This is a genomic window from Microbacterium sp. F1-18 (genome assembly GCF_052921305.1).
In genome coordinates this window covers 540029-564332 of sequence record NZ_JBREVD010000001.1, presented here as the reverse complement: position 1 = coordinate 564332, position 24304 = coordinate 540029, and the positions used below count along the sequence as shown (strand labels likewise).

Sequence of the window (24304 nt, the reverse complement as noted above, 5' to 3'; positions counted from 1 at the left end):
GCGACCCGCCCCTCGTCGGGCGTCACTTGTTGACGGTGAAGCCCTGGTCGTTGCCGTACTGCACGAGCTGGTCCTGCCAGGTGGCCAGACCCTCGTTCAGGTCGGACTTGGAGGCGTAGGACTGTCCGACGGTGTCGCTGAAGATGCTGTTGGCGTACACCTGGAAGGGCAGGTACTGCCATCCCGGACGCACGTCCTTGGCCGCCTGCACGAGCACCTCGTTGATCTTCTGGCCACCGAAGTAGTCGGGCGCCTTGTTCAAGAACTCGTCCGACTCGAGCTGTGCGTTCGTCGAGGGGAAGCCGCCGCTCTCGGCGAAGATCGTCAGGCTCTCCTCGTCGTTGTTCAGCCACTTCAGGAACGCGGCCGCGAGGGCCGGGTTCTCGCTCTGCTTGGTGACCGCCTGGCCGCCGCCGCCGTTCTCCGCCGACACCGGGGTGCCGTCGTAGGTCGGCATGGGCGCGACGCGCCAGTCGCCCGCAGCGTCGGCCACCGACGACTCGAGGTTGCCGGGCATCCAGGCGCCGATGACGAGGGTCGCGATCGAGCCGTCGCCGAGGCCCTTGAACCACTCGTCGCTCCAGCTCGGGGTGCTGGCGATCAGGTCGTCCTCCACGAGCGTGTTCCAGGTGTCGGCCCACTTCTTCGAGCCCTCGTCGGCGACGTTGATCGTCACGTCGGTGCCGTCTGCGGAGAAGGGCTGGCCGCCCGCCTGCCAGATCATGCTCGTGGCGAAGCCGGCGTCGCCGGTGTCGTTCGTGATCTTCTTCGTCGGGTCGGCGGCGGTGAGCTGACGTGCGGTGGCGATGTACTCGTCCCACGTCGTCGGCACCGTCAGACCGTACTGGTCGAAGACCGTCTTGTTGTAGAACAGCGCCATGGGGCCCGAGTCCTGCGGCAGGCCGTAGATCTTGCCGTCGAAGTCGACGGAGTTCCACGTCGAGGCGGTGTAGTCGCTCTCGAGGTCGCCGAAGCCATAGGGCGCGAGGTCGAGCAGGCCCTCGGTGAGCGCGAACTGCGGGAAGGCGTAGTACTCGATCTGCACGACGTCGGGAGCGCCCGAGCCCGCCTTGATGGCGTTCTGGAGCTTGGTGTACTCCTCGGTGTTGGTGCCCGCGTTGACGACGTTGACCTTGACCTCGGGGTACTTCTTCATGAACGCCTCGGCCTGCGCCTCGGCGGACGGGGTCCACGACCAGTACGTGATCTCGCCGCCGGCCTTCAGCGCGGCGTCGAGGTCGTCGGGGTTGCCGCTGCCTGCGGCCGGGCCGGAGGACGAGCAGGCGGCCAGCACGAGGCCGGCGGCTGCGGTCAGGGCCACGACGGATGCGGCGCGACGCAGCGCCGATCCCTTGCGCATGGGTGTCATGGGAGTTCCTTCACTTCGTTGTTGTGGATTCGGGTCGTTGTGGATGGGGGTGGTGCGGGATACAGGGTCTCGGTTGTGATCACTGCTTGACGCTGCCGGCGCTGAGGCCGGACTGCCAGAAGCGCTGCAGCATGAGGAAGGCGACGACGATGGGGATGATCGACAGCAGCGATCCGGTGATCACGAGGTTGTAGATCGGCTGCGCCGCGGCTCCCGTGGCCTGCGCGTTCCACTGGTTGAGGCCGACCGTGAGCGGGTACCAGGCGGGATCGCTCAGCATGATGAGCGGGAGGAAGTAGTTGTTCCACGTCGCCACGACGGCGAACAGCAGCACCGTGACGATGCCGGGCATGAGGAGCTTCGTCGAGATGGTGAAGAAGGTCCGCATCTCGCTCGCTCCGTCCATGCGAGCGGCCTCGAGCAGCTCGGTGGGCACCGCGTCGCTCGCGAACACCCACATCAGGTACAGGCCGAACGGGCTGATGAGCGAGGGGATGATGATCGCCCACGGGGTGTTCGTCAGGCCCAGCTGGCTGAACATGAGGAACGTGGGGACCGCGAGGGCGGTGCCGGGAACGGCGACGGCGCCGATGACGACGGCGAAGACCGCCTTGCGACCGCGGAAGTTGTACTTCGCCAGCCCGTAGCCCGCCATCGTCGCGAGGACCGTGGCCCCGCCCGCGCCGACGACGACATACAGCAGCGTGTTGCCCAGCCACCGCAGGAAGATGCCGTCGCGGTAGGTGAACGTCTCGACGATGTTGTTCCACAGGTTGAAGCTGTCGCCGAACCACAGCCCGAAGGTCGTGAAGAGATCGCCCTGGGTCTTGGTGGCGTTGATGACCAGCCAGAACAGCGGCAGGAGCGTGTAGAGGATGAACAGGCTCATCACGATGGTGAGCACGACCGACTTCCGCCGGGCGAACGGCGTGCTGCGGGCGAGGGCGGGGGCGGTCATCGCATCTCCTGACGGGATCCGCGCAACTGGACGACGTAGGCGATGACCGCCGTGATGACGCCCATGATGATCGCGACGGTTGCGGCGTAGTTGTACTGCTGGCCGGCGAACGAGAGGTTGTACGCGTACATGTTCGGCGTGAAGAACGTCGTGATGGTGTTCGGGGCCAGGGGCTTGAGGATGTTCGGCTCGTTGAAGAGCTGGAAGCTGCCGATGATCGAGAAGATCGTGGCGATGACGATCGAGCCGCGCAGGGCCGGGATCTTGATCGAGAGGATCGTGCGCCACGCGCCGGCGCCGTCGAGGGATGCCGCCTCGTACAGCTCGCCGGGGATGGTCTTGAGCGACGAGTAGAAGATCAGCATGTTGTAGCCGACGAACTGCCACGTCACGATGTTGCCGATCGAGACCATCATCCATTCGGGCAGGAAGGGCCGCAGGACCTGGGCGCCGAGGAGGTCGTTGATGTTCCCGGCCAGACCGAACTGGTCGCCGTAGATGTAGCCCCACATGAGCACGGCGACGACGGCCGGCACGGCGTAGGGCAGGAAGATGATGATGCGGTAGAAGCCCGAGGCGTGCAGGCGCGCGCTGTCGATCGCGAGGGCCGCGCCGAGGGCGAGCACGAGCATGATCGGCACCTGGATGAGCAGGAACAGCAGCACGCGGAGGAAGCCGTCCCACAGCTTCGGGTCGGCGAACGCCGTCAGGTAGTTCTCGAAGCCGACGAAGGCGTTGCCGCCCACGATCTGCTCGCGGAAGAAGCTGAGGTAGAGCGCGTATGCGAGGGGAGCCAGGAAGACGAGGGCGAAGACGACGGCGAACGGGCCGACGAAGAGCCATCCGCGTTGTTCGACGCTGATCCGCCGCCGCTTCCGCGCGGTGCGCACGGCCGGAGGGGGTGCCGTAGTGGTCGTCATCGTCCGTGCCTCTTCTGTGATGCAGGCGCTCGCCGATTGAGCGCGGATGTTGACGTAAACATAACTCGGGCACGCTAGCATGTCAACGTCAACATCGAGGAGGATCCGGGCATGGGTGAAGCACGACCAGCCGCAGGCCCGGACACACGGCCGCGGCGTCGCGAGGTGTCGATGGCAGACGTGGCCGCGATGGCCGGGGTGTCGGGCCAGACGGTGTCGCGCGTCGCGAACGGCCGCGAGAATGTCGACCCCGACACCCGCGCCCGCGTCCAGGATGCGATGGCGAAGCTGGGATACCGCCCCAACAGTGCGGCCCGCGCGCTGCGCTCGGGGCGCTTCCGCAGCATCGGCGTGATCATGTTCTCGCTGGCGAGCTACGGCAACACGCGCACGCTCGACGCCGTGGCATCCGTCGCCGCCGAGGCGGGGTACTCGCTCACCGTCATCACCGTGCAGTCGGCGACGCAGTCCGACGTCTCGGGAGCCTTCGTGCGCCTGGCCGAGCATGCGGTCGACGGCGTCATCATCCTGATCGAGACCCATCGGCTCGGCGAGCGCGAGCTCGCGCTGCCGACGGGTCTGCCCGTCGTCGTGGTCGACTCGAGCGCCGACTACCCCTATCCCGTCGTCGACAACGATCAGGCTCTGGGGGCGCGCCTCGCGACGGAGCACCTGCTCGACCTCGGCCACGACACCGTGAACCACATCTCGGGGCCGCGCGAGTCGTTCGCCGCAGAGCGCCGGCGCGCCGCCTGGCATGACACGCTCGTCGCGCGCGGAGCGCGGGTGCCCGAGGTGCACGTCGGGGACTGGACGGCGGAGTCGGGCTACGAGATCGGCCGCGCCCTCGCGGCGGACGATGCGGTCACGGCGGTCTTCGCCGCCAACGACCGCATGGCGCTCGGGCTGCTCCGGGCGATGCACGAGGCCGACCGCCCGGTTCCGGCGAGCATCAGCGTGGTCGGATACGACGACGCTCCCGAGTCGGCGAACTTCTGGCCGCCGCTGACGACCGTGCGCCAGCACTTCGATCGCATCGGTGCGGCGGCCGTGCGCTCGCTGCTCACCGAGATCGACGGGGGAGAGGTGCCGGCCGAGCGCACGCTCGTCCCGACCGAGCTCGTCGTGCGCGCGAGCTCCGGCACCCGCGCTTAGCTCGGGCCGGACTGCCCGGCCCGCCAAGCTCGGAGAATCGCGCCTTCCTCGGGCCGTTCGCGACATTCGCTCCGACTTTTGCGTGATCGTCCGAGTTTCGTCGTGAGGAACGCACCATTGCACCCGCGCACAGGAGTCGCTTAGGCTCGCTGTTGACGTCAACATGTTTACGTCAACATCACCCCCTGAGGTCGCATCGGAGCGACCGGATAGGAATGACGATGAAGTCAGCTCGACTGTTGTCGATGACCTGTGCCGCTGCGCTCGCGGCCGGCGGACTCACCGCCGCGGCGGCTGCCACGCCCCCGCCGGCGCAGGCGGCGGGTCCCGCCGCCGTGCGCATCACCCCGAATCCCGCCACCGCCTCCGAGAAGCCCTTCGAGGGGTGGGGGACGAGCCTCGTCTGGTTCGCCAACGCGACCGGCGACTATCCCGAGGACGTCCGGCAGGACCTCTTCGACGCCGTGTTCGGCGACGACGGGCTGAATCTGAACATCGCGCGGTACAACATCGGCGGCGGCAACGCCTCCGACGTCCCGCCCTACCTGCGACCGGGCGGTGCCGTGCCCGGGTTCTGGAACCCCGACCTGCAGGCGACCGACGACGAAGGTGCGATCACGTCGACCTTCGCGGACCGTGACCGCTACCGGGATGCCTGGGATCCCGACGACCCGGACGCCTACGACTTCTCGCAGGACGCGGCGCAGCGCTGGTGGCTCGAAGCCCTCAAGGACAAGGTCACGCACTGGGAGGCGTTCAGCAACTCTCCGCCGTACTTCCTCACGCAGAGCGGCTACGTCTCGGGCGGCATCAACGACGCGACGAGCGAGCAGCTCGCCCCTGCCGACATGGACAAGTTCGCCGGCTACCTGGTGAACGTCGTCGATGAGCTCGAGCGTGCCCACGGCATTTCGTTCGACACGATCGACCCGTTCAACGAGCCCAACACCAACTACTGGTCCACCCAGATCCCCGACGGCGCGACCTGGCCCACCGGCGGACGTCAGGAGGGTGCGCACATCGGTCCGCAGGCGCAGGACGCGATGATCACGGCCCTCGCCGAGCGCCTCGCGCAGCCCGGGACGAACACGGATGCCGTGATCTCCGCGATGGACGAGACCAACCCCGGCATCTTCGCGACCAACTGGAACACGTGGTCGGCGCAGGCGAAGGACCTCGTCGACCAGTTGAACGTGCACACCTACGGCACCGGTGGGCGCCAGGTCGTCCGCGACATCGCGAAGGCCGCCGACAAGCCGCTGTGGATGAGCGAGGTCGAGGGCAACTGGACCGATCGCAGCAAGGGCTTCGTCACCGACGACATCGAGAACGGCCTCGGCATGGCTCAGCACATCGTCGGCGACCTGCGCGAGCTCGAGCCGGATGCCTGGGTGTTCTGGCAGCCGGTGGAGGACCTCTACAACATGGAGAAGGTCGAGAAGCTCAACTGGGGCAGCGTCTTCATCGACTTCGACTGCAACGCCGACGGGCAGTCCGAGCGTCGGCTCCGCGACGGTGACGCCGACCCCTCCTGCAAGGTGCTGACGAACGAGAAGTTCAACACCGTCCGCAACTTCACCCACTACATCACCCCCGGCGACCGGCTGATCGCCACCGACGACGCGCAGTCGACCGCGGCGATCGACGCTGACGGTGAGGGCGCCACGATCGTGCACGTCAACGCCGAGGCCGCCGACCGCACCGTCGAGATCGACCTGAGCGACTTCGGCACGGTGGCCCCCGGGGCGACGGTGACCCCGATCGTCACGACGCAGTCGACGGCGGCGGAGCCCTCGGTCAACGCACTCCAGCAGGGGCAGCCGGTCGCCGTGGATGCGGCATCCCGCACCGCCACCCTCACGGTTCCCGCCAAGTCGGTCGTGACCTTCGTGATCGACGGCGTCTCGGGCGTCTCATCGGATGCCGCCGCCTTCCGCGACGGCGAGACGGTGCAGCTCACGGGCCTGCAGAGCGGGCTCGCCCTCGACGGCAGCTCGACTCTCGCGGTCCGTTCGCTCGCCACCACGGCCGAGGCCGCCCGCGGACAGGCCTGGACCGCCCGCACGATCGAGGGCGCGGGCACCAACCGCCACCGCTTCACGTTGCAGAACGGTTCGGGGCAGTTCCTCGCTTCGCGCGGCACGGCCACGGCGCTCGTGGATGCCGACCCGGCGGCAGCCGCGGCCGATCCCGCACTGCAATGGATGGCCTCGACGACGGACGGTACGTACTACTCGGTGCTGAACGTCGCCGCGGAGCGCGTCCTCGACGTGAACGGCGGCAGCACGACGTCGGGCGCCGCAGTGGGCCTGTGGACCTCGAACGGCGGCGGGAACCAGCAGTGGCGCATCGCGAGCACGAGCGTGGTGGGCACCGAGCCCGTCACGGTCGCCACCGCGGTCGGCGTCGCCCCGACTCTGCCCGCGACCGTCGATGTGCGGTACACGGGAGGGATCGTTCGCACGGCGCCGGTGACCTGGCAGCTCGATGGGGTCGACTTCTCGCGCGCCGGTTCGGTGGAGGTTCGCGGCACGGGAACCGAGCTGTTCGGCGGCTCGTTCGACGCCACCGCGACGGTCGAGATCGGCGCATACACCGCGACGCGGCCGGCATCCATCACGGTGCCCGCGGGGAGTGCCCTCGACACCGTCAGGAGCATGGCCGACACCACGGTGCAGGCTGAGCTGCGCCCCTCGGGAGCTGGCTTCTCGGTCCCGGTCGAGTGGACGTGGGACGGCATCGCCGACGACGCGTTCGCGGGGCCCGGAACGGTGTCGGTTCCCGGCGTCGCGACCGGCCCGAGCGGTGAGAAGCTGGATGCTCGCCTGACGGTGATCGTCACGGTGGCGTCCGAGCGGAACGTCGCCCCGGAGAGCACCCCGAGCGCGACGTTCACCGAGAGCGCGCAGTACGACGTGCGCAACACGATCAACGGCAGCTCGACCGACAAGGGCTGGTCGAACTGGCGGTCTGGCACGAAGAACCCGCAGGACGCACTGAGCTACGTCCTCGCGCAGCGCGAGACCCTCACGCGTGTCGCCGTGCAGTTCTACCGTGACGGCAGCTCCCTGAGCTGGCCCGCGACCATCCGGGTCGACCACCGTGTGAGCGGCGGCGACTGGATCGAGGGTGATCTCGTCACGGTGCCCGAGCTCGCGACGGGTGCGCCTCGCGTCGAGGTCCCGGTCGCGGGCGCCGCAGACGAGGTCCGCGTCGTGATGAACGCTCGCCCCGACACGCACATGATCGTGTCGGAGGTCGAGATCTTCGCCGCAGCGCCCGCGCCGGCCGGAGTCGCGGATCTGGCACGCCTCACGGTCGGTGACGAGCCCGTCGACGGCTTCTCGCCCGACACGCTCGAGTACGCCGTCACCTCGACGGGGTCGGCGTGGCCTGTGCTCCATGCGGTCGCGGTCGACGAGGACGCCACGATCGTCGTGACCCAGCCCGGCGAGGAGGGGGCCGGCGACGCGCAGCTGATGGCGGCGGATGCCGCGGCAGCGGCCGATGACGTGGTCAGCAGTGCCGGGACGGTGACCGTGACGGCTCCCGACGGTGCCTCGCGCACGTACTCGGTGACGGTGAGTCGCGCGGTCGGCGTCGAGACGCCGGTGGTGTCGGGAGAGCCCCGCGTGGGTTCGACCGTGCGTGCCGTGGCCGCCACCGATCCGGCGGACGCGGCATCCGGGTACGTCTGGATGCGGGACGGAGTCGCGATCGACGGCGCCGTCGGCGACAGCTACGCGCTGGCCACCGCCGACGAGGGGCGCGAGATCTCCGTCGAGGTGATCGCCGAGGCGCCCGGCTTCATCGACGGCAGCGCTCGCTCGGCGGCGATCGTTCCGACCGCCCCCGTCGTCGATCCCGGAACGGGCGGCGGCACGGACGGCGGCACCGACGGCGGTGCGGGAACGCCGGGCTCGAGCTCAGGCTCGGGTGGTGTGTCGGCGGGCGCGAACGGCTCCGCTGCCTCGAGGGACGCCCGCGACCTCGCGCGCACGGGAGGCGATGCCGACATCGCCGCGACGGTGTTCGGCGCGCTCGCGCTGCTCATGCTCGGCGCCGGAGCGCTCGTGCTCCGTCGCCGTCGCGTCGGAGCCCGAGACGCCTGAGCGCCTGAGGGCCTGACGGCGGAGGTCGTGCCGATCGGCACGGCCTCCGCTTCGTCGCGACGCAGCCCCCCGGTGTCGCCGTCTTCGGAGAATCGCACGCTTCTTGGAGCCTCAGCCCGCGCAGCATCCGGTTTTCGCGTCATTCTCCGAGCTCGCGTACCTCGCCTACCTCGCCGGGCGCTGCCGGGCGCTGCCGGACCCTCAGGCGAGCCGTTGCCAGGGGCGCAGTCGCACCGTGGCTCGGAGGGATGTCGCCGCAGCGTCGGCTCGCCGTGACACCGCACCGGCGGCGAGGGCGATCGTCGAGGCGGGAGACAACGCCAGCACATCGACCATGATCTCGCTGGTCGCGGTCGCTCCGGCATCCCGCAGCGACAGCGACCAGCGCGTGCCGTCCCAGAAACGATCGTCGACCACGCGGCCGTCGACCACGACCCGTCCGACGTCGCCTGCCCAGTCGAGGTCGAGCGCGGCATCGGCTTCGGGATCGAGCGACGCCGCGGGGAGGTGCACCCGGTAGCGGGCCGCCCGCTCGCGGAACGCCTCGGCCGACGGGGCGCGGTGGCGCGGTCCGCCGAAGCCGTAGTCCGCGGGTGGCGCGTGCGGCTCGCGCAGCAGCTCGACCGACGCGCGCTCGCTCCCCGCCGCGGGCGGGGCCGATGCGTCGGCCGCGACCGTGGCGGTCGACCACTCCCGGGCGTGCGGGTCGTACCGCTGGGCCTCGACGGTGCCGCGCCCGAGGGTGCCGTCGGCATCCCAGGCGAGCTCACCGTCGGTCAGCCACAGCTCGGGGTGTGCGCCCGGTCGCACCCAGAGGCGGTCGGCATCGGACGCGGGCAGCACCACGACGTCGACGTCATCGAAGCGGATCGGGCGGTGCCCGGGCGTGACATCAAGCGGCGCATCCCCGCCGACCGCGATCTCGACGGGGATGCCGTGGTCTTCGATGAGCACCAGCGTGGGGCGTGGCGCTCCGGTGAGGACCGTGACGAGGGACGCCGTCGCCCAGGCGATGCGCGCCCGCCCGACCGCGAGCCCGACGGGCCATCGCGCGAGAGTTCCGGCAGGCACCGTGACCGGCCGGGACGGGAAGACCGTCTCGGTGTCGCCGCGGACCACGCGCAGCTGCACGTCGGTCGCGTCCGTGACCTGGTCGAACGGTTGGTGGTGCGAGATCACGACGATGCCCTCGTCGGCCGCAGAACGGAGCGCCCACCGCAAGGTCGTCCCGTCGTCGAGCGACGCGGGGCGGACGTCGGGAAGCGACGACGACATGCCGGACAGGCGGTCGCCGAACGCCGAGAGGAAGGCGTGCTGAGCGCGCAGCAGCGGAGCCGATTCGGCGAGGTCGCCCGACTGCCCGATGGGCGCGTGGAAGTCGTACCCGAACTCCGGCATGTCGTTGGGATATCCGGTGTCGATCGTCTCCTGCAGGCCGGGACCCGGGTTCCGGCCGCCGACGAACATGTAGTACCCCTGCCATGCGGAGCCGTTGCCGATCTTCACGTGCGCGAGGGCGGCCACGTCGCGCCCGGCCAGGACCGGACGCCGGTGATACGCCGTGGCCATGCCTCCGCCCAGCTCGCACGTGGCCGGTGGAAAGCCGTGCAGATCGGTCGTGGCGCTCGCCGCGGCGAAGCCCTGGCTGGCACGGACGTCCGCGCCCACGCCCGGGTCGTCCCAGTCGTGCGAGGGGAAGTAGTGCGCCCGGAACGTCGGGTCCCACGGTGCGCCGGGATCGACCCAGAAGCCGTCGGCGTAACCGCCGAAGACGGGCAGCACGTCGCCGTCGGGGAGCATCGCCCCGCCCCAGGCCGTCGCCGTCCACAGGGGTGCCGACATGCCCGCCTCGCGGGCGAGGCGCTGAAGGGTCACGAGGTGCTCGGGTCGGTCGTAGAGCTCGTTCTCGAGCTGGATGCCGATGACCGGGCCACCCGGCTGAGCGCGGCCGTCGAGGGCCGTGGCGAGCTGACCGAACCACTCGCGGACGAGCTCGAGGTACGCGGGGTCGTCGCTGCGGTGGGCGACCGGCATCTCCTGCACCCAGTCGGGGAAGCCGCCGTGGCGTGCCTCGCCGTGCGCCCATGGCCCGATCCGCAGCATGACGTCGAGTCCGGCCGCGGCCGCGTCGTCGATGAACGCGCCGATGTCGAGGTGGCCGTCGAAGCGGGGCCGTCCGCGCTCGGCGACGTGGTGGTTCCAGAAGGCGTAGGTCGAGGCGACCGAGACGCCGGCGGCGCGCAGCTGCCGCATCCGTTCGGGCCAGCGACGCCTCGGCAGCCTGCTGTAGTGCACCTCACCCGACACCGGCACCCATCCCTCGCCGTGGCGGTACAGGGCGCGATCGGTGACGGAGATGCCGCGGGCGCGCTCGTGGGGAGCGGGCAGCGGCGCGGGCCGCTCGGGGTGGGGCCAGGCGACGTGGCGGACGGTCAGCGGCGCGGTCACGGGCGCGGTCACGGGCTCGATCACCGTGCTCCGATGATCGCGTTGTCGAGTTCGTCGATGTCGACGCCCGGGCGCATCGCGCGGTTGGTCAGCAGCACCCACGCGATGCCCGCGCCCGGGTGGACCCAGAACTCCGTTCCCGCCCAGCCGCCGTGGCCGTAGGCGTCGCGATCGATCAGCCCGGGAGCCCGGGTGCGGAGGTTCCAGGCGAGCCCCCAGTCCTGGCCGCGCTCGGCCGGGTAGGGCTCCAAGCGCGGGATGTCGCCGGTGAGGGGTCGCAGCATCATCGCGAGGGTCGCGGGTGAGAGGATGCCGTCGCGGGCGCCGGCGTGGATCCGCAGCAGTTCGGTTCCGAGGGCGAGCAGGTCGTGCGCCCGTCCGGCGAGGCCGGCCCCGGGGTTGCGCTGCGCGGCGAAGGCCGCCATGTCTGCGCCCGCTCGGGCGGCATCCGCGATCGGTGCCGTGCCGTCGAGGTCGACGGACAGGCCGTCGGCACCGATGCCCGACGCCCAATCGGCGATGTCATCGTGCCACGTGTGGCCGTTCACGCTCTCGACGAGCGCCGCGACACCCTCGAACGCGAGTGTGGAGTACCGCGAGGCCGTGCCCGCGGAGAAGTCGCGGCCGCGGGTCAGGAGCTCGGTGCGCAGCGGCACGCGGGTGTCGAGCGGCGGTTCGCTGATGCCGCTCGTGTGGCTCACCAGGTGCGAGAGGCGAACGGTGTCGTCCCGATCCTGGCCGAAGTCGGGCAGGGCGCGGGTCAGCGGCGTCTGCAGGGTGAGCCGGCCGCGCTCGATGGCGCGCGCGGCGGAGATGCCGAGCAGCGGCTTCGTGATCGAGAAGAGCGCGTACCGGTCGTCGACGTCGGCGGCGACGGCGTCGAGGGCGAGGATGCCGCGCGCGTCCGCGATGCCGACGACCGCGGACGGCAGCCGGCCGTCTCCCACATGTCGACGGGCCCAATCGAACGCAGCGGTGAAGCTCGAGGTCATCGCGCCAGCCTACGGGAAGCGTTTTCCGTCCGCGAGGAGCCCGACCGGCTACGGGAGCGCGAGCACGCCGTTGCGACGGTGCGGGATGCCGGGCAGTGCGTCGTCGCGCAGCTCGCGCGGCAGCAGGGCGGAGGGCGCGTCCTGGAAGACGAGCGGGCGCAGGAAGCGACGGATGGCGGTGGCTCCGACCGACGTGTGCAGGGAGGTGGTCGCGGGCCACGGCCCGCCGTGGTGCTGCGACCAGGTCACCGCGACACCGGTCGGCCACCCGGCGAACAGCACACGGCCGGCACGCTCCTGCAGCAGAGCGAGGGTCGCGGCGACATCGTCGGCCGGCTCGGAGTGCAGGGTGGCTGTGAGGCTTCCGGGCACGGCGGCGAGGGCTGCGCGGAGGTCGTCCTCTCCGGTGTACTCGACGAGGAGGGTGACGGGGCCGAAGCACTCCTCGAGGAGGACCTCCGGGCGGGCTGCGACGGCCGACACGTCCGACACGAGCACGACGGGGCGTGCCCCTTCGCCCGCGACGCCCTCCGCCGCCACGCGCACCGACGCGTCGGCCTCGAGCGCTGAGATCCCGGACGGGAAGGCCTCGGTGATGCGGTCGGTCAGCAGCGGGCCGCCGGTCGCGCCGGCGGCTGCGCCGGCGACGGCCTCGACGAATCCACTGCCGCGGGGCACGAACACGACGCCCGGCTTGGTGCAGAACTGGCCCGCGCCGAGCGTGAACGAGGACACGAGTCCGCGGGCGAGCTCGTCGCCGCGGGCCGCGACGGCCGCGGGCGTGACGACCACGGGGTTCACGCTGCCGAGCTCGCCGTAGAACGGGATCGGATCGGGGCGCCCCGACGCGAGGTCGAACAGGGCGCGTCCGCCCGATACCGAGCCGGTGAACCCCGCTGCTCGGACGAGAGGATGCTGCACGAGCGCGTTGCCGGCCTCGCGGCCCTCGACGAGCGCGAACGAGCCTTCCGGGGCGCCCGCACCGCGGAGCGCTTCGGCGGCGATCTCGGCCGTGCGGCGCGAGAGCTCGGGGTGCCCGGAGTGCGCCTTGACGATCACGGGGTTGCCGGCGGCGAGGGCCGAGGCCGTGTCGCCGCCGCACACCGAGAAGGCGAAGGGGAAGTTCGACGCCGAGAACACCGCGACGGGTCCGACCCCCACGAGCATGCGGCGCAGCTCGGGGCGGGGCGGCGTCGCGGCGGGGTCGGCGTCGTCGATCGTGATCTCGCGGAAGGACCCCTCTGTCACGACAGCGGCGAAAAGCCGAAGCTGTCCCGACGTGCGGCCGACCTCGCCCCGCAGGCGCGTCTCGCCGAGGCGGGTCTCGCGATCGGCGATCGCGACGAGCTCGTCGGCGGCCCCGTCGAGGGCGTCGGCCAGGGCGCGCAGCCAGGCGGCGCGGGTCGCGGCATCCGAATCGCGCCAGATCGGGGCTGCCGCTGCCGCGGCGGCGGTCAGTTCGTCGATGCGATCGGGGGTCGTGGTCATCGCTGTTCCTCGTCGTGTTCGGTGGTCAGGCGTCGGTGATCGACGGATCGGTGATCGACGGATCGGTGAAGCGCAGGCCCAGGCCGAGATGGTCGGCTTCGCGCAGTCGGCCGCCGACGATCACGACAGGACAGGGGTCGCGCAGGGCGCCGAGTTCGGCGAAACCGGCGTCCTCGACGTCCTCCACCCAGGGCTCGGCAGCACCGCCGGGGAGGGTCAGCGCCAGCTGACCCGAGAGCTCCGGCAGCAGGTGCGGGTGCAGTTCGGCGCCGGCATCCTCGGCGACCGCGGCGATGCGCTGCAGCGGCGTGATCCCGCCGACGCGCACGACGTTGGGCTGGACGATCTGCGCGGCGCCCCGCCGCAGCATCTCGGCGAAGCGGTAGGCGGTGTGCAGGTTCTCCCCGACGGCGATCGGAATGCGCGGCCCGCCGCCGAGCCGACGTGCGAGCTCGGCGTGACCGTCGATGTCGTCGGCGCGCAGGGGCTCCTCGATCCAGCCGGGCTGAACCTCCGCGAGGACCTCGATCGACCGCGTCGCGCGGTCGAGCTCCCAGCGCTGATTGGCGTCGATCATCAGGCCGCGGTCGGGTCCCAGCACCGAGCGCACGGCGCGGAGCCGGTCGAGGTCTTCGGCGACGTCCGCCTTGCCGACCTTGATCTTCACCGCGCTGAATCCCCGGTCGACCCATCGCTCGACCTGGGCGACGAGTTCATCGATCGAGTAATGCAGGTTGACGCCGCTGCCGTACACGCGCGCGCTCTCGCGCCGCCGCCCGATCAGCGTGGAGACCGACGAACCCGCTGCGCGTGCCGCGGCATCCCACAGCGCCAGGTCGAGGCCCGCGAGCGCGATCGTGGTCACGCCACCGCCGCCGGCCTCGTGCACGTGCTCCCAGAGCCCCTGCCACGCGTCACCGGGGTCGGCGGATCGGCCGACCGCGGCGGGGGCGATGTCGTGGCGCAGGAGCGCGAGCACCGCCTCGGCGCCGATCTGGGGTGTCCAGGCGAAGCCCCAGCCCTCGGCGCCGTCGCTGCGGCGCAGGTGGGTCGCGATGACGCCGACCGAGGTCACATCGGCGGCCCACGGCCGGGTGAGCGGGATCCGGATCAGACGCGCGTCGAGGGCTGCGATCGTCGTCACAGCAGGGCGCGTCCGGCGTCGAGGACGGCCGCGAGGCGGCGTTCCTGATCGGCGGTGGGGTCGACGAGCGGGGCGCGCACGCCGCCGACGGCCTGGCCGCTCAGACGCAGCCCCGCCTTGATGAGCGAGACGCCGAAGCCGGGCGTCTCGTCGCGCAGCGCCACGAGCGGGGCGTAGAACGCGTCGAGCAGTGCCAGGCGGCGCTCTTCGTCGTGCTCGATGTAGGCCCGGTAGTACGCGTTCGCGACCTCGGGGACCATGGCGAAAGCAGCGGACGAGTACAGCGGTACGCCGATGCCGCGGTACGCGGCCTGGGTGAGCTCGGCGGTGAGCAGCCCGTTGAAGAAGGCGAAGTCGTCGCGACCGGTGGCGGCGATCGCGCGGACGATGAGCTGCGTCGCGCCGATGTCGCCCGTGCCGTCCTTGAAGCCGACGACCCGCGGGTTCTCGGCGAGGCGGCGCATCGACTCGGGGGTGAACTGCGCGTTGGCGCGGTGGTACACGATCACGGGCAGATCGGATGCCGCAGCGATCGCCTCGATGTAGGCGACGAGTCCCGCCTGCGGTCCGCCGACGAGGTACGGCGGCAGGGCGAGCAGGGCGTCGGCCCCGGCGTCGGCGGCTGCGCGAGCCGTCTCGAGGGCGTGGCCGAGCGGACCGCCGGTTCCGGCGACGACGGGAACGGCGCCCGCGACGCTCGCGACCGCGGTGCGGACCACGGCGGCCGCCTCGGCGGTCGAGAGCGCGTGGAACTCGCCCGTCCCGCAGGCCGGGAACACGCCGCCGGCGCCGTGGCGGACGCCTCGGCCCACGTGCGACGCCAGCAGGTCGTGGTCGACGGCGCCGGAAGCGTCGAAGGGGGTGACGGGGAAGAAGAGGATGCCGTCGAAGTTCATGCCGGCACGTCCTTTCGGGTGTCGGTGAGGGAGGGGTCATCGGCCAGGGCGTCACGCCACGAATGACGCGGCGCCCAGCCGAGCAGACGCCGCGCCTTCTCGTTGGAGAAGGCGGGAGTCGTGCCGGTGAGAACGGCGGCGACCTCGTGCGTGCCGGGGTGGAAGCGGGGGATGAGCTCGGCGAGCGGGTGGCGTGCGAGGGCGTCGTCGGCCCCGACGAAGAACGTCTCGGCATTCGGGATCGTCGGCAGGGCGGCCAGGAGAGTGTCGGCGAACGAGGCTACGTCACGTGCGTCGACGTAGTTGAACAGCGCAGGCGCGGCGAGGGCCGGGTCGTCGAGGCGTTCACGGACGGTGTGGCCCTGCTGCGTCGGCGCTCCGCGCCACTCTTCGGGCGCGATGACATAACAGGGGCGGAACGCGGCGAAGCGCACGGCGTCACCGGTCTGCCGGTGCAGCATCCGCATCGTCTGCTCGATGACGAGCTTCGACAGCGCGTAGCTGTTCCACGGGCGGGGCGGGGTGTCTTCGTCGAGGGGGAAGCGGTCGGGCACCCAGCCGCGCGGCGCGCCGTAACCCAGCACGGTGGGGCTGGAGGCGGCCACGACCCGGGGGATCCCGGCGGTGACCGCCCCGCCGAGCACCGAGACGGCCAGCGCGGCGTTCGTGCGCATGATGACGTCTTCGGGGGCGCTGAAGGGAACCGCGATGGCGGCGAGGTGGATGACCGCGGTCGCGCGCTGCGCGCGGAGTGCGGCGGCGGTGGCCTCGGCGTCGAGCAGGTCGATCGCGAGCTGATCGGCGCCCTGGAGCTCGGGGGCGTCGGAGACCGCGCGGTCGAAGGACACCACGCGATGGCCCGCGGCGACGAGGCCGCCGACGAGGCTGCGACCGAGGCGGCCCGCGCCGCCGGTGACGACGACCCGGCTCATGGGCGGCGGTCGAGCAGGCGGATGCCGAGCTCGGAGGTGTGCACGGGAAGCCCCGAGGCCAGCGACAGGTTGCCCGCGATGCCCACCGCGATCGACCGCACGCCGTCGGCCCACCCGGCGGGCCGGGCCAGCGGGTCGTCGCCGGGGCCGACGAAGACGTCGGCGAGCAGCAGCTCGTCTCCGCCCCCGTGGCCGCCCTCGCCCGACTCGATCGGGATCTCGACGGCGTCCTCCCAGTGTCGCTGGACGATCAGCCGCTCGCCCTGCGGGCGGAGCGAGACCGGGCCCCCGGCCTCGACCGCCGAAGGGTCGAGCACGGGGTGCAGACCCTCGTCCTCGAGGACGGCGCCGCGCTCGACGACCTCGAGCTCGGCGCGGCCCTCGGTGCCGTTGACGGCGACGCGGTATCCCTCCCACGGGGCGTGGGCGTTGAGCGAGTACGACATCGTCGCACCGCCGGCGTAGTCGACGACGAGTGCGAGGTTGTCCTCGATCGTGATGCCCGCGCCGAAGACGTCGCGATCGCGCAGGTAGCCGTCATGGCTCTCGGCCTCGAGGTACAGGGCGCGCAGGCGATCGTCGTCGCGCAGGTCGAGCTCGAACGGGTCGTGGCGTCCGTCGTGCGTGCCGCGCAGGGGGCGCTCGCCGAGTTCGCGGGCGCGGGCGTTCTCGGCCCCGTAGAAGCGCAGGCCGCCGGAGGCGAAGACGCGGCGCGGCTCGTCGCGGATCCACCAGTTGACGAGGTCGAAGTGGTGGCTCGCCTTGTGGACGAGCAGCCCGCCCGAGTGCACCTTCTCGCGGTGCCAGCGGCGGAAGTAGTCGGCGCCGTGCTTCGTGTCGAGCATCCACGAGAAGTCGACCGAGGTCACCCGTCCGATGCGGCCGTCCTGGATCACCTGGCGGAGCGCGCTGTTGCGCGGCGAGTAGCGGTAGTTGAAGGTCAGCACGACCGAGCGGCCCGTGCGCTCGACGGCATCCTCGATCGCGGCGGCGCTCGGCGCGTCGATCGTGAGTGGCTTCTCGACGACCACGTCGGCGCCGGCGTCGAGCGAGCGGACGATGAGCGAGGCGTGCAGGTCGTCACGCGCGGTGATGATCACTCGCTCGGTCTCGGAATCGCGGATCATCCGCTCGAGGTCGTCAGGCGACCACAGCGTCGGGGCCGGCAGGCCGCGCGCGATCAGCTGGTCGCGGTAATGCTCGGCCCGCACCGGGTTCGGCTCGCAGATCGCGACGAGCTCCGCCCGATCGGCGTGCGTCCCGGTGATGGCGTCGACGTACATCTGGGCGCGGTGTCCCGCGCCGATCAGGGCGTAACGCGTGCGGGTCATGGCTCTCCTTCGTGCCAAGAGCTGAGACGCCGCCGATATGGGAAAGCGCTCTCAGGAAACGTTTTCTCAGCGTAGCACGAGCCGCGTCGCAGGCGCGAGGGTGCGATGCGCAGCGCGAGGGCGCGGAGCTCAGGCGGCCGGGGCTCCGGTGCTGCCGCGCACGATGACCTCGGGCGAGACCGTGACAGCCGGGTCGGGCGTGCGGCCCGCGAGGAGATCGTGGAGCGCCGACCAGGCTCGAGCGCCGAGCTCTCCCATCGGCACGGCGGCCGTCGTGAGCGCGGGGGAGGTGTAGCGGGCGAAGGGGATGTCGTCGAAGCCGGCGATCGAGAGCCGGCCGGGAACGGGGATGCCGCGCTCGGTCGCCGCGCTCAGCAGGCCCATCGCCGACAGGTCGTTGAAGGCCAGCACCGCCGTCGCCCCGGATGACAGCACGTCATCGAGGGCGCCCGCTCCGCTGGCGAAGTCGACGCCGGCGGGGATCTCGACGATCTCGCAGTCCGGCAGCTCCCGCCGCGCGTCCTCGAGCGCGGAGAGTCGCTGCCCGCTCGAGGCGCTGCGTGCTGCGCCGGCGAGGTAGGCGAATCGGCGGTGGCCCTGTGCGTAGAGATGATCGATGATCGCGCGCAGCGGCGTCCGGTAGTCGGCGGCGACGCTCGGGGCATCGCCGGTGCGGTTGACCAGCACGACGGGTGCGACGTCGGCGACGACCTCGGCGAGCTGCTCATCGCTCATACGCGGCGCGCACAGGATCAGTCCGTCCGAGCGTCGACGAGACTCGAGCGCGAGCAGACGCTCTTCGTCGACGTGCTCGTCGGAGTCGGCGATGAGCACGTGGTACCCGTCGGCGACCGCTGCCCGGCTGAGGCCGCGCAGCATCCCCTGGAACGTCGGGTTCGCGAGGTCGGGCACCACGACCGAGATGGTCTGGGTGCGCCCGAGCACGAGGCTGCGGGCGAGCGGATTGGCCGAGTACCCGAGCTGGGCCGCCGAGGCCCGTACCCGCTCGGCAAGGGCTGGGTCGACGGTGGCGTTGCCGTTCATGACGCGCGAGACGGTGGCCAGCGACACGCCCGCGTGCGCGGCGACGTCGGTGATCGTGGTCTGCTTCGCTCCGGCCATCGTGCCCCCGCCCTCTCCGGTCCGGCCATACTATGCGAGGAAACGTTTTATGACAGGAGACGATGATGTCTGCGACGACCGCCGCGCGAGCGGTTCCCCCGGTGTCGACGGCAGAACGCGAGGTGAAACGCCGCCGCCTCGTCGCGGTGCGGGAGGATGCCGGCGCGGCAGCGCTCGTGCTCACGTCGCACGAGGCGCTGTCGTGGTACCTCGGCGGAGCGCGTACGCACGTCTCGCTCGCGGGCCCGCCCGTTCTGGCCGTGCGTGTCGCCGAGGACGGCGACACGCTCTTCGTCTCGGCGAACGAGGCCGACCGTCTGATCGCCGAGGAGCTCGACGCGGCCGGTGCCGCACGGGTCGTCCGGGTGCCCTGGTACGAGTCGGTCGTCGCGCGAGCCGGCGCCGGCGCCGGCGACGACCGTGTGGTCGGTGAGGCGGAGGTCGGGGTGCAGCTGCGAGCGGCGCGAGCCGAGCTGGTTCCGGAGGAGGTCGATCGCTATCGCGCGCTCGGTCGCGACGTGGCCGAGACGCTGACGGATGTCGCTGCCGGGCTCTCGTCGGCGACATCGGAGCGCACCGCGGCATCCGCGCTCGCCGCCGAGCTCGTCGAGCGTGGGATCGACCCGCTCGTGCTCCTCGTCGCCGGGCACGCGAGGCTTCCGCACCGGCACCCGCTGCCGACCGAGGCGGCCCTCGGTGACCGGGCGATGCTGGTCGTGTGCGGCCGGCGGCACGGGCTGATCGCCAACGCGACCCGTTGGGTCGGCGCAGCCGGCGCCGACGACGACCGCATCCTCGCGGTCGAGGCAGCGTTCTTCTCGGCGACGCGTCCCGGGACGCGGCTCGACGAGGCGTTCCGCGCGGGGTGCCGGGGTTATGCGCAGGCGGGGTTCGCGCCGGACGAGTGGGAGCGACACCACCAGGGCGGTCCGACGGGCTACGCGGGGCGCGATCCCCGGGCGACCGACGAGACGCGCGACATCGTCCGGTCGCCGCACGCGTTCGCCTGGAACCCGAGCGCGCCCGGTGCGAAGGTCGAAGACACGGTGCTCGTGTCGGACGCGGGTGTCGAGGTTCTGACGGTCGATCCGCGCTGGCCCACCACCACCGTCGGTGGCCTCGCCCGGCCCGTGGCGCGTCCGTTCGGCTGACGGCGCGTCTGGCGTCCGGCGCCCGTCGGGTTGCGGGGCTGCCATGATGGCGGGAGAACGCAGTGTCGCGTCGTCATGACGCGGGGCGTTCGCCTCCACCCGAAAGGCCCGCATGTCCGAGACCGCCGCAGCCCTCGACCGCAGCATCAGCTGGGTCAGCACCGATCGCGAGCATGCGTGGGTCGAGATGCCCGCGCCGCAGTTCGCGCCGTTGACGGGGATGCCCAACCTGCTGTTGCGCACGGACCGCCGGTACCAGACCGTCGAGGGGTTCGGTGTCTGCTTCAACGAGCTCGGCTGGCGGGCGCTGTCACGTCTGGGCGAGGCCGATCGGGCCGAGATCTTCGATGAGCTGTTCACGCCGGGTCGGGGCACGGGCTTCTCGGTGTGCCGGATGCCGGTGGGCGCGAACGACTTCTCGACCGATTGGTACTCCTACGACGAGGTCGCGGGAGACTTCGGGCTCGAGCACTTCTCGATCGAGCACGATCGCGCGTCGCTCATCCCGTACATCCATGAGGCGCTGCGGCGGCGGTCGGATCTGAAGCTCTGGGCATCGCCGTGGAGCCCGCCGTCGTGGATGAAGACGAACGGTCATTACGCCGCCGCGCTGCCGTGGCGGGGAAGCGACGTCGACAACGGCCTGCGGCCCGACCAGGTCGGTGTCGAGGGCACGGACATGATGATCCAGGAGCCGCGCTATCTGGACGCGTACGCGGAGTACTTCGCCCGATTCGTCAAGGCCTACCGTGCGGAGGGCATCGACATCTCGATGGTCATGCCGCAGAACGAGTTCAACTCGCCACAGGTGTTTCCGAGCTGCACGTGGACGCCCGAGGGGCTGGCCCGATTCATCGCCGTTCTCGGGCCCCGGATGCGGGAGCTGGGCGTCGACGTGTTCTTCGGAACGCAGGAGCGTCCGGCGCCGGAGCACCTCGCGACCGTGCTCGCCGAACCGGATGCCGGGCCGTTCATCTCGGGCGCGGGATTCCAGTGGGCAGGCAAGGGCGCCATCGCCGATGCCCATCGGATCGCGCCTCACCTGTCGCTCTACCAGACCGAGCAGGAGTGCGGGGATGGCCGGAACGACTGGCGTTTCGCGCGTTACACCTGGTCTCTCATGAGGCGCTTCTTCGAGGCCGGCGCCAACGCGTACACCTACTGGAACCTCGCTCTCGACGAGGGAGGAGTCAGCCGGTGGGGATGGGCGCAGAACTCCCTGGTCGTCGTCGATCCCGCGACCAACGGATTCCGTTACACCCACGAGTTCTTCGTGATGAAGCACCTCGCGCACCACGTGCAGGTCGGCGCGACGCGCATCGATGCATTCAGCTGGACGGGTCACGAGAACCAGCTCGCGTTCGAGAACCCGGACGGCTCGATCGTCATCGTCATGCAGAACGACCTCGCGGACGAGATGCCGGTGACGATCGCCCTCGACGGTGCGGCGTTCGACGTGGTCCTGCCCGCGGACTCGTTCAGTACGATCCGCATCGCCGCCCCCGCCTGACGCTGACCCGACGCGAATAGTCGTTTCCGCGTCGGGTTCGGCGCCGTTCGCGTCGGCTCGCGCGCCGGGATGTCGGACGGGGGGGGGGGGGGGGGCGAGTGGTGCTCGTCAGCTCGCGTCGAGCGCGGTCTGCACCTGCGAGACGAGCTCCGAGGCCGCCTCGGCGGGGGTCGCCTTGTCGAAGGTGACGTCGTCGAGCAGCTTCGTGATGATCGGGCCGAGCTGCGAGGTGGGCAGCGCCAGCGGGTTCTGCGCCGCCCCGCCGGCAGCGGAGAGGCGATCGATGAAGGCGACCTGGGCCTTCTCGGAGTCCGTGAACTCGGGGGTGATCGCCTCGAGCACAGCGGGCGTCGCGGGGATGCCGAGGGTGAGCTTGTTGAGGGGCCCGGCCTCGTCGCTGTTGAGGAGGAAGTCGATGAGCATCGCCGCTTCGCGCGGGTGCTTCGACTTCGACGAGACGGCGTACTGGACGGTGGGCTGGATGACGAGGCCGACCTTGCCGGCCTTGTCGCCCGGCACGTTGAGGATCTGAAGATCCTGACCGGATGCCGTGGCGTAGATGCCGGTGAAGTTGAGCGGGGCGAACGCCATGCCGATCTTCCCCTGGCCCATGAGGCTCTGCTCGAGGGAGGCCGACGCATCCTCGGCCGCAGTCGACGCGTCGGGCGACCCTCCGCTGGCCTGGAGTTCCTTCGCGAACGTGAAGAACGCGTTCGCCGTCTTCTCGCTGACTCCGAACTCGCCGTCGGCGGTGTAGAGGTCTTCGCCGTTCTGGCGGGCGAAGGCCATGAGTGACTGGTCGTTCGCGATCTGCGCCGACCCGTAGACCCCGTCGCCGCTCTTCTCGGAGATCTGCGTGGCGATATCGATGTAGTCGTCCCACGTCCACGTCGTGTCGTCGGGCAGGGGGACGCCCGCCGCTTCGAACACCGCAGGGTTGACGATGATGCCGCGTGAGCCGACGCCGGTCGGTAAGGCGTAGAGCTTGCCGTCGATGATGCCCGCGTCGAGTGATCCGGGTGTGAACGAGTCCTGATCGACGTCGGATGAGATGTCGGCGATCGCGTTCTTCGCGACGTAGAGCGGGAGGGCGTCGTAGGTGATCTGCAGGGCATCCGGGGCGCCGCCGCCGGCGACCTGGGTCGCGAGCTTGTCGTAGTAGCCGTTGTACTCGCTCGGCTCGCCCGCGACGGTGATGTTCGGGTGGGCCTTCTCGAAGAGCGCGATCTGCTCGTCCTTGATGGCGTTGAGCTCGTCGCTGCCCCACCAGGCGAAGCGCAGGGTGATCTTCTCGTCGTCGCCACCGCCGGTGCTTGCGGCGCAGCCGGACAGCGAGACCGCGATCGCGACGCCGGCGGCGGCGAGGGCGAGGAGTCGTCGGTTGTTCATGGGAGGTCCTCTCGGGCGGGTGCGCCGCGGCGTCGGCGTCGACGTTCGCGGGAAGCGTTTTCTCGTCAGCGTCCCTCGACCGTGAGAAAACGCTTACTGACGGACGTTAACGCTCGCCCACCGCAATGTCAACGATGTGCCCCGAGGCGATCTCAGGCGCCGAGCCGGTCGGCCAGGAAAGCGCGGGCCTCGTCCTGCATCTCCCGCGAAGAGACGTGCCCCGCATCGTGGAACGAACCGGCGTACCCCGCCGACCCGACCAGAGCAGCGTCGGCGGCGCGCATCCCCGCGGCGGGGAACAGCGGGTCGTGCCGTCCGTACTGCACGAGCACAGCTTGTCCCTCGCGCGGTCGAGCAAGATCCGGCCAGTCTCCGGCCACCCGGATGCCGGGGCTGTGCAGCAGCCATGAATGGGTGTCGATCTCGGCGGGGACGAGCGAGGCGAAGGTGGCCATCATGCAGGTGACGACGGTCGCGGAGATGCGCCGGTCGAGGGCGGCCGCGAGCACCGCCCGTCCGCCGCCACCCGACAGGCCGAACACTCCGAGTCGGCCGGGGTCGACCCCCGGCATCGCGGCCAGGACGTCGAGCGCCGCGAGGTCGTCGCTCGCGACGGCTCCGGCGAGGCTCGCCCCGAGCATCCCGGCGGCCTTGGCGAGCGAGTCCTCGTGCAGTGTCGAGATCGCATCGAACCGGTCGTCGGCGCTCGGGTCCTCACCGCGTTCGCGCCAGAGCGCTTCGCGGGCCGCGATGTGCTCGGCCAGGCGCGGCGTCGGCTGCGAGAGATCGAATGCGCGGCTGCCCCACGAGAACGTGTCGTGCACGAGCACGGCGAACCCGGCGCGGGCGAGGTCGTTCGCGGGCGCCCGACCGTCGTAGATGTCGCGTCTCAGCCTGGCGGCGGTCGGGTGTGCGGGGCGGTCGGTCTCGACCAGCTGTTCCGCCCCGACCGATCGGACCCCGCCGTGGCAGTGCAGCCCGAGCAGGCCGGGGAGGGGGGAGCGGATGCCGGCCGGGCGCAGCAGCCAAGCTCGGGTCCGCGGCCCGTACGGGAGCTGCCAGCTCACCTCCGAGCCGTCGACACCGCCGCTCGACCAGGTGCGCTCGACGCGGATACCGTCGGCGACCGGGCGCCGCACGCCGAGGACGTGGGCGAGCGTGTCGCCGCGCTCATCGCCGGGCCGATGCGGTGCAGTGCGCTCGAGGTATGCGGGCCAGTCGGTGTAACCGGTCAGGGGCCCGGCGGGGTGGGATGCGGCGTGTGCGGCGCCGCCGTCGGCGAGGTCGGGCGAGGGGTCAGGCGACGTCATCGTGGCTCCGATCGAGGGACGCTTGTGTGTCCACGTCGATAGTGTATCTTCGCAGAAAGCGCTTTCTGAGCGCTCGG

At 71.1% G+C, this 24304-nt stretch carries 17 protein-coding genes; 4 read left to right on the top strand and 13 right to left on the bottom strand.

Annotated elements, in window-relative coordinates; translation table 11 throughout:
* Positions 1 to 22: 22 nt before the first annotated feature.
* From ACU6RU_RS02655 to ACU6RU_RS02645, 3 genes are all read right to left on the bottom strand, one after another.
* On the bottom strand, positions 23 to 1360 hold the full coding sequence (locus ACU6RU_RS02655) for an ABC transporter substrate-binding protein (protein ID WP_120264413.1): 1338 nt from the start codon (positions 1358 to 1360) through the stop codon (positions 23 to 25).
* An 88-nt stretch (positions 1361 to 1448) separates the two neighbouring features.
* Positions 1449 to 2327, bottom strand: coding sequence for a carbohydrate ABC transporter permease (locus ACU6RU_RS02650; protein WP_120263506.1), 879 nt, complete (start codon positions 2325 to 2327; stop codon positions 1449 to 1451).
* Positions 2324 to 3247 (bottom strand): carbohydrate ABC transporter permease, encoded by a 924-nt coding sequence (locus ACU6RU_RS02645; protein WP_289330849.1) that lies wholly within the window; start codon positions 3245 to 3247, stop codon positions 2324 to 2326. Before ACU6RU_RS02645 ends, ACU6RU_RS02650 begins: the two co-directional genes overlap by 4 nt.
* Before the next feature lie 111 nt (positions 3248 to 3358).
* Between ACU6RU_RS02645 and ACU6RU_RS02640 the strand changes: the two genes are divergently transcribed.
* Entirely contained in the window at positions 3359 to 4402 is a 1044-nt protein-coding gene (locus ACU6RU_RS02640; RefSeq protein WP_446725831.1) for a LacI family DNA-binding transcriptional regulator, read from the top strand.
* Between the two features lie 221 nt (positions 4403 to 4623).
* Positions 4624 to 8514, top strand: a complete 3891-nt coding sequence (locus ACU6RU_RS02635) for a glycoside hydrolase (protein WP_446725830.1) — start codon at positions 4624 to 4626, stop codon at positions 8512 to 8514.
* A 201-nt stretch (positions 8515 to 8715) separates the two neighbouring features.
* Here the strand turns inward: ACU6RU_RS02635 and ACU6RU_RS02630 are convergent, their stop codons facing one another.
* The 8 genes from ACU6RU_RS02630 to ACU6RU_RS02595 all read right to left on the bottom strand — a co-directional run bounded on the left by ACU6RU_RS02630 (position 8716) and on the right by ACU6RU_RS02595 (position 18867).
* The gene (locus ACU6RU_RS02630) at positions 8716 to 10974 is read right to left on the bottom strand and encodes a beta-galactosidase (protein WP_446725829.1); all 2259 of its coding nucleotides are present in this window, start codon (positions 10972 to 10974) and stop codon (positions 8716 to 8718) included.
* A gap of 8 nt (positions 10975 to 10982) precedes the next feature.
* Positions 10983 to 11954 (bottom strand): serine hydrolase domain-containing protein, encoded by a 972-nt coding sequence (locus ACU6RU_RS02625; protein WP_120263501.1) that lies wholly within the window; start codon positions 11952 to 11954, stop codon positions 10983 to 10985.
* Positions 11955 to 12002: 48 nt separating this feature from the next.
* On the bottom strand, positions 12003 to 13442 hold the full coding sequence (locus ACU6RU_RS02620) for an aldehyde dehydrogenase (NADP(+)) (RefSeq protein ID WP_446725828.1): 1440 nt from the start codon (positions 13440 to 13442) through the stop codon (positions 12003 to 12005).
* Positions 13443 to 13467: 25 nt separating this feature from the next.
* The gene (locus ACU6RU_RS02615) at positions 13468 to 14586 is read right to left on the bottom strand and encodes a mandelate racemase/muconate lactonizing enzyme family protein (protein ID WP_289330853.1); all 1119 of its coding nucleotides are present in this window, start codon (positions 14584 to 14586) and stop codon (positions 13468 to 13470) included.
* Positions 14583 to 15482, bottom strand: a complete 900-nt coding sequence (locus ACU6RU_RS02610; RefSeq protein WP_446725827.1) for a 5-dehydro-4-deoxyglucarate dehydratase — start codon at positions 15480 to 15482, stop codon at positions 14583 to 14585. Before ACU6RU_RS02610 ends, ACU6RU_RS02615 begins: the two co-directional genes overlap by 4 nt.
* Positions 15479 to 16414, bottom strand: coding sequence for an NAD-dependent epimerase/dehydratase family protein (locus ACU6RU_RS02605; protein ID WP_120263498.1), 936 nt, complete (start codon positions 16412 to 16414; stop codon positions 15479 to 15481). The genes ACU6RU_RS02610 and ACU6RU_RS02605 overlap by 4 nt, the downstream gene beginning before the upstream one ends.
* Positions 16411 to 17745 carry a Gfo/Idh/MocA family protein gene (locus ACU6RU_RS02600; RefSeq protein WP_446725826.1) on the bottom strand — a complete coding sequence of 445 codons (1335 nt, stop codon included), beginning with the start codon at positions 17743 to 17745 and terminating at the stop codon, positions 16411 to 16413. Before ACU6RU_RS02600 ends, ACU6RU_RS02605 begins: the two co-directional genes overlap by 4 nt.
* Positions 17746 to 17874: 129 nt before the next feature.
* Positions 17875 to 18867 carry a LacI family DNA-binding transcriptional regulator gene (locus ACU6RU_RS02595; RefSeq protein ID WP_446725825.1) on the bottom strand — a complete coding sequence of 331 codons (993 nt, stop codon included), beginning with the start codon at positions 18865 to 18867 and terminating at the stop codon, positions 17875 to 17877.
* 65 nt (positions 18868 to 18932) lie between these two features.
* Here ACU6RU_RS02595 and ACU6RU_RS02590 point away from each other — a divergent pair, with 65 nt between their 5' ends.
* Positions 18933 to 20018 carry a M24 family metallopeptidase gene (locus ACU6RU_RS02590; protein WP_446725824.1) on the top strand — a complete coding sequence of 362 codons (1086 nt, stop codon included), beginning with the start codon at positions 18933 to 18935 and terminating at the stop codon, positions 20016 to 20018.
* Between the two features lie 112 nt (positions 20019 to 20130).
* Positions 20131 to 21528: a glycoside hydrolase family 30 protein gene (locus ACU6RU_RS02585; protein WP_446725823.1), complete on the top strand. Its 1398-nt coding sequence runs from the start codon at positions 20131 to 20133 to the stop codon at positions 21526 to 21528.
* Positions 21529 to 21636: 108 nt separating this feature from the next.
* Here ACU6RU_RS02585 and ACU6RU_RS02580 read toward each other — a convergent pair whose 3' ends face one another.
* Complete coding sequence (locus tag ACU6RU_RS02580; protein ID WP_446725822.1) at positions 21637 to 22917, bottom strand: ABC transporter substrate-binding protein; 1281 nt, start codon at positions 22915 to 22917, stop codon at positions 21637 to 21639.
* 152 nt (positions 22918 to 23069) lie between these two features.
* A complete protein-coding gene (locus ACU6RU_RS02575) occupies positions 23070 to 24227 on the bottom strand; it encodes an acetylxylan esterase (protein ID WP_446725821.1) in 1158 nt (385 codons plus the stop codon).
* Positions 24228 to 24304: the final 77 nt, after the last annotated feature.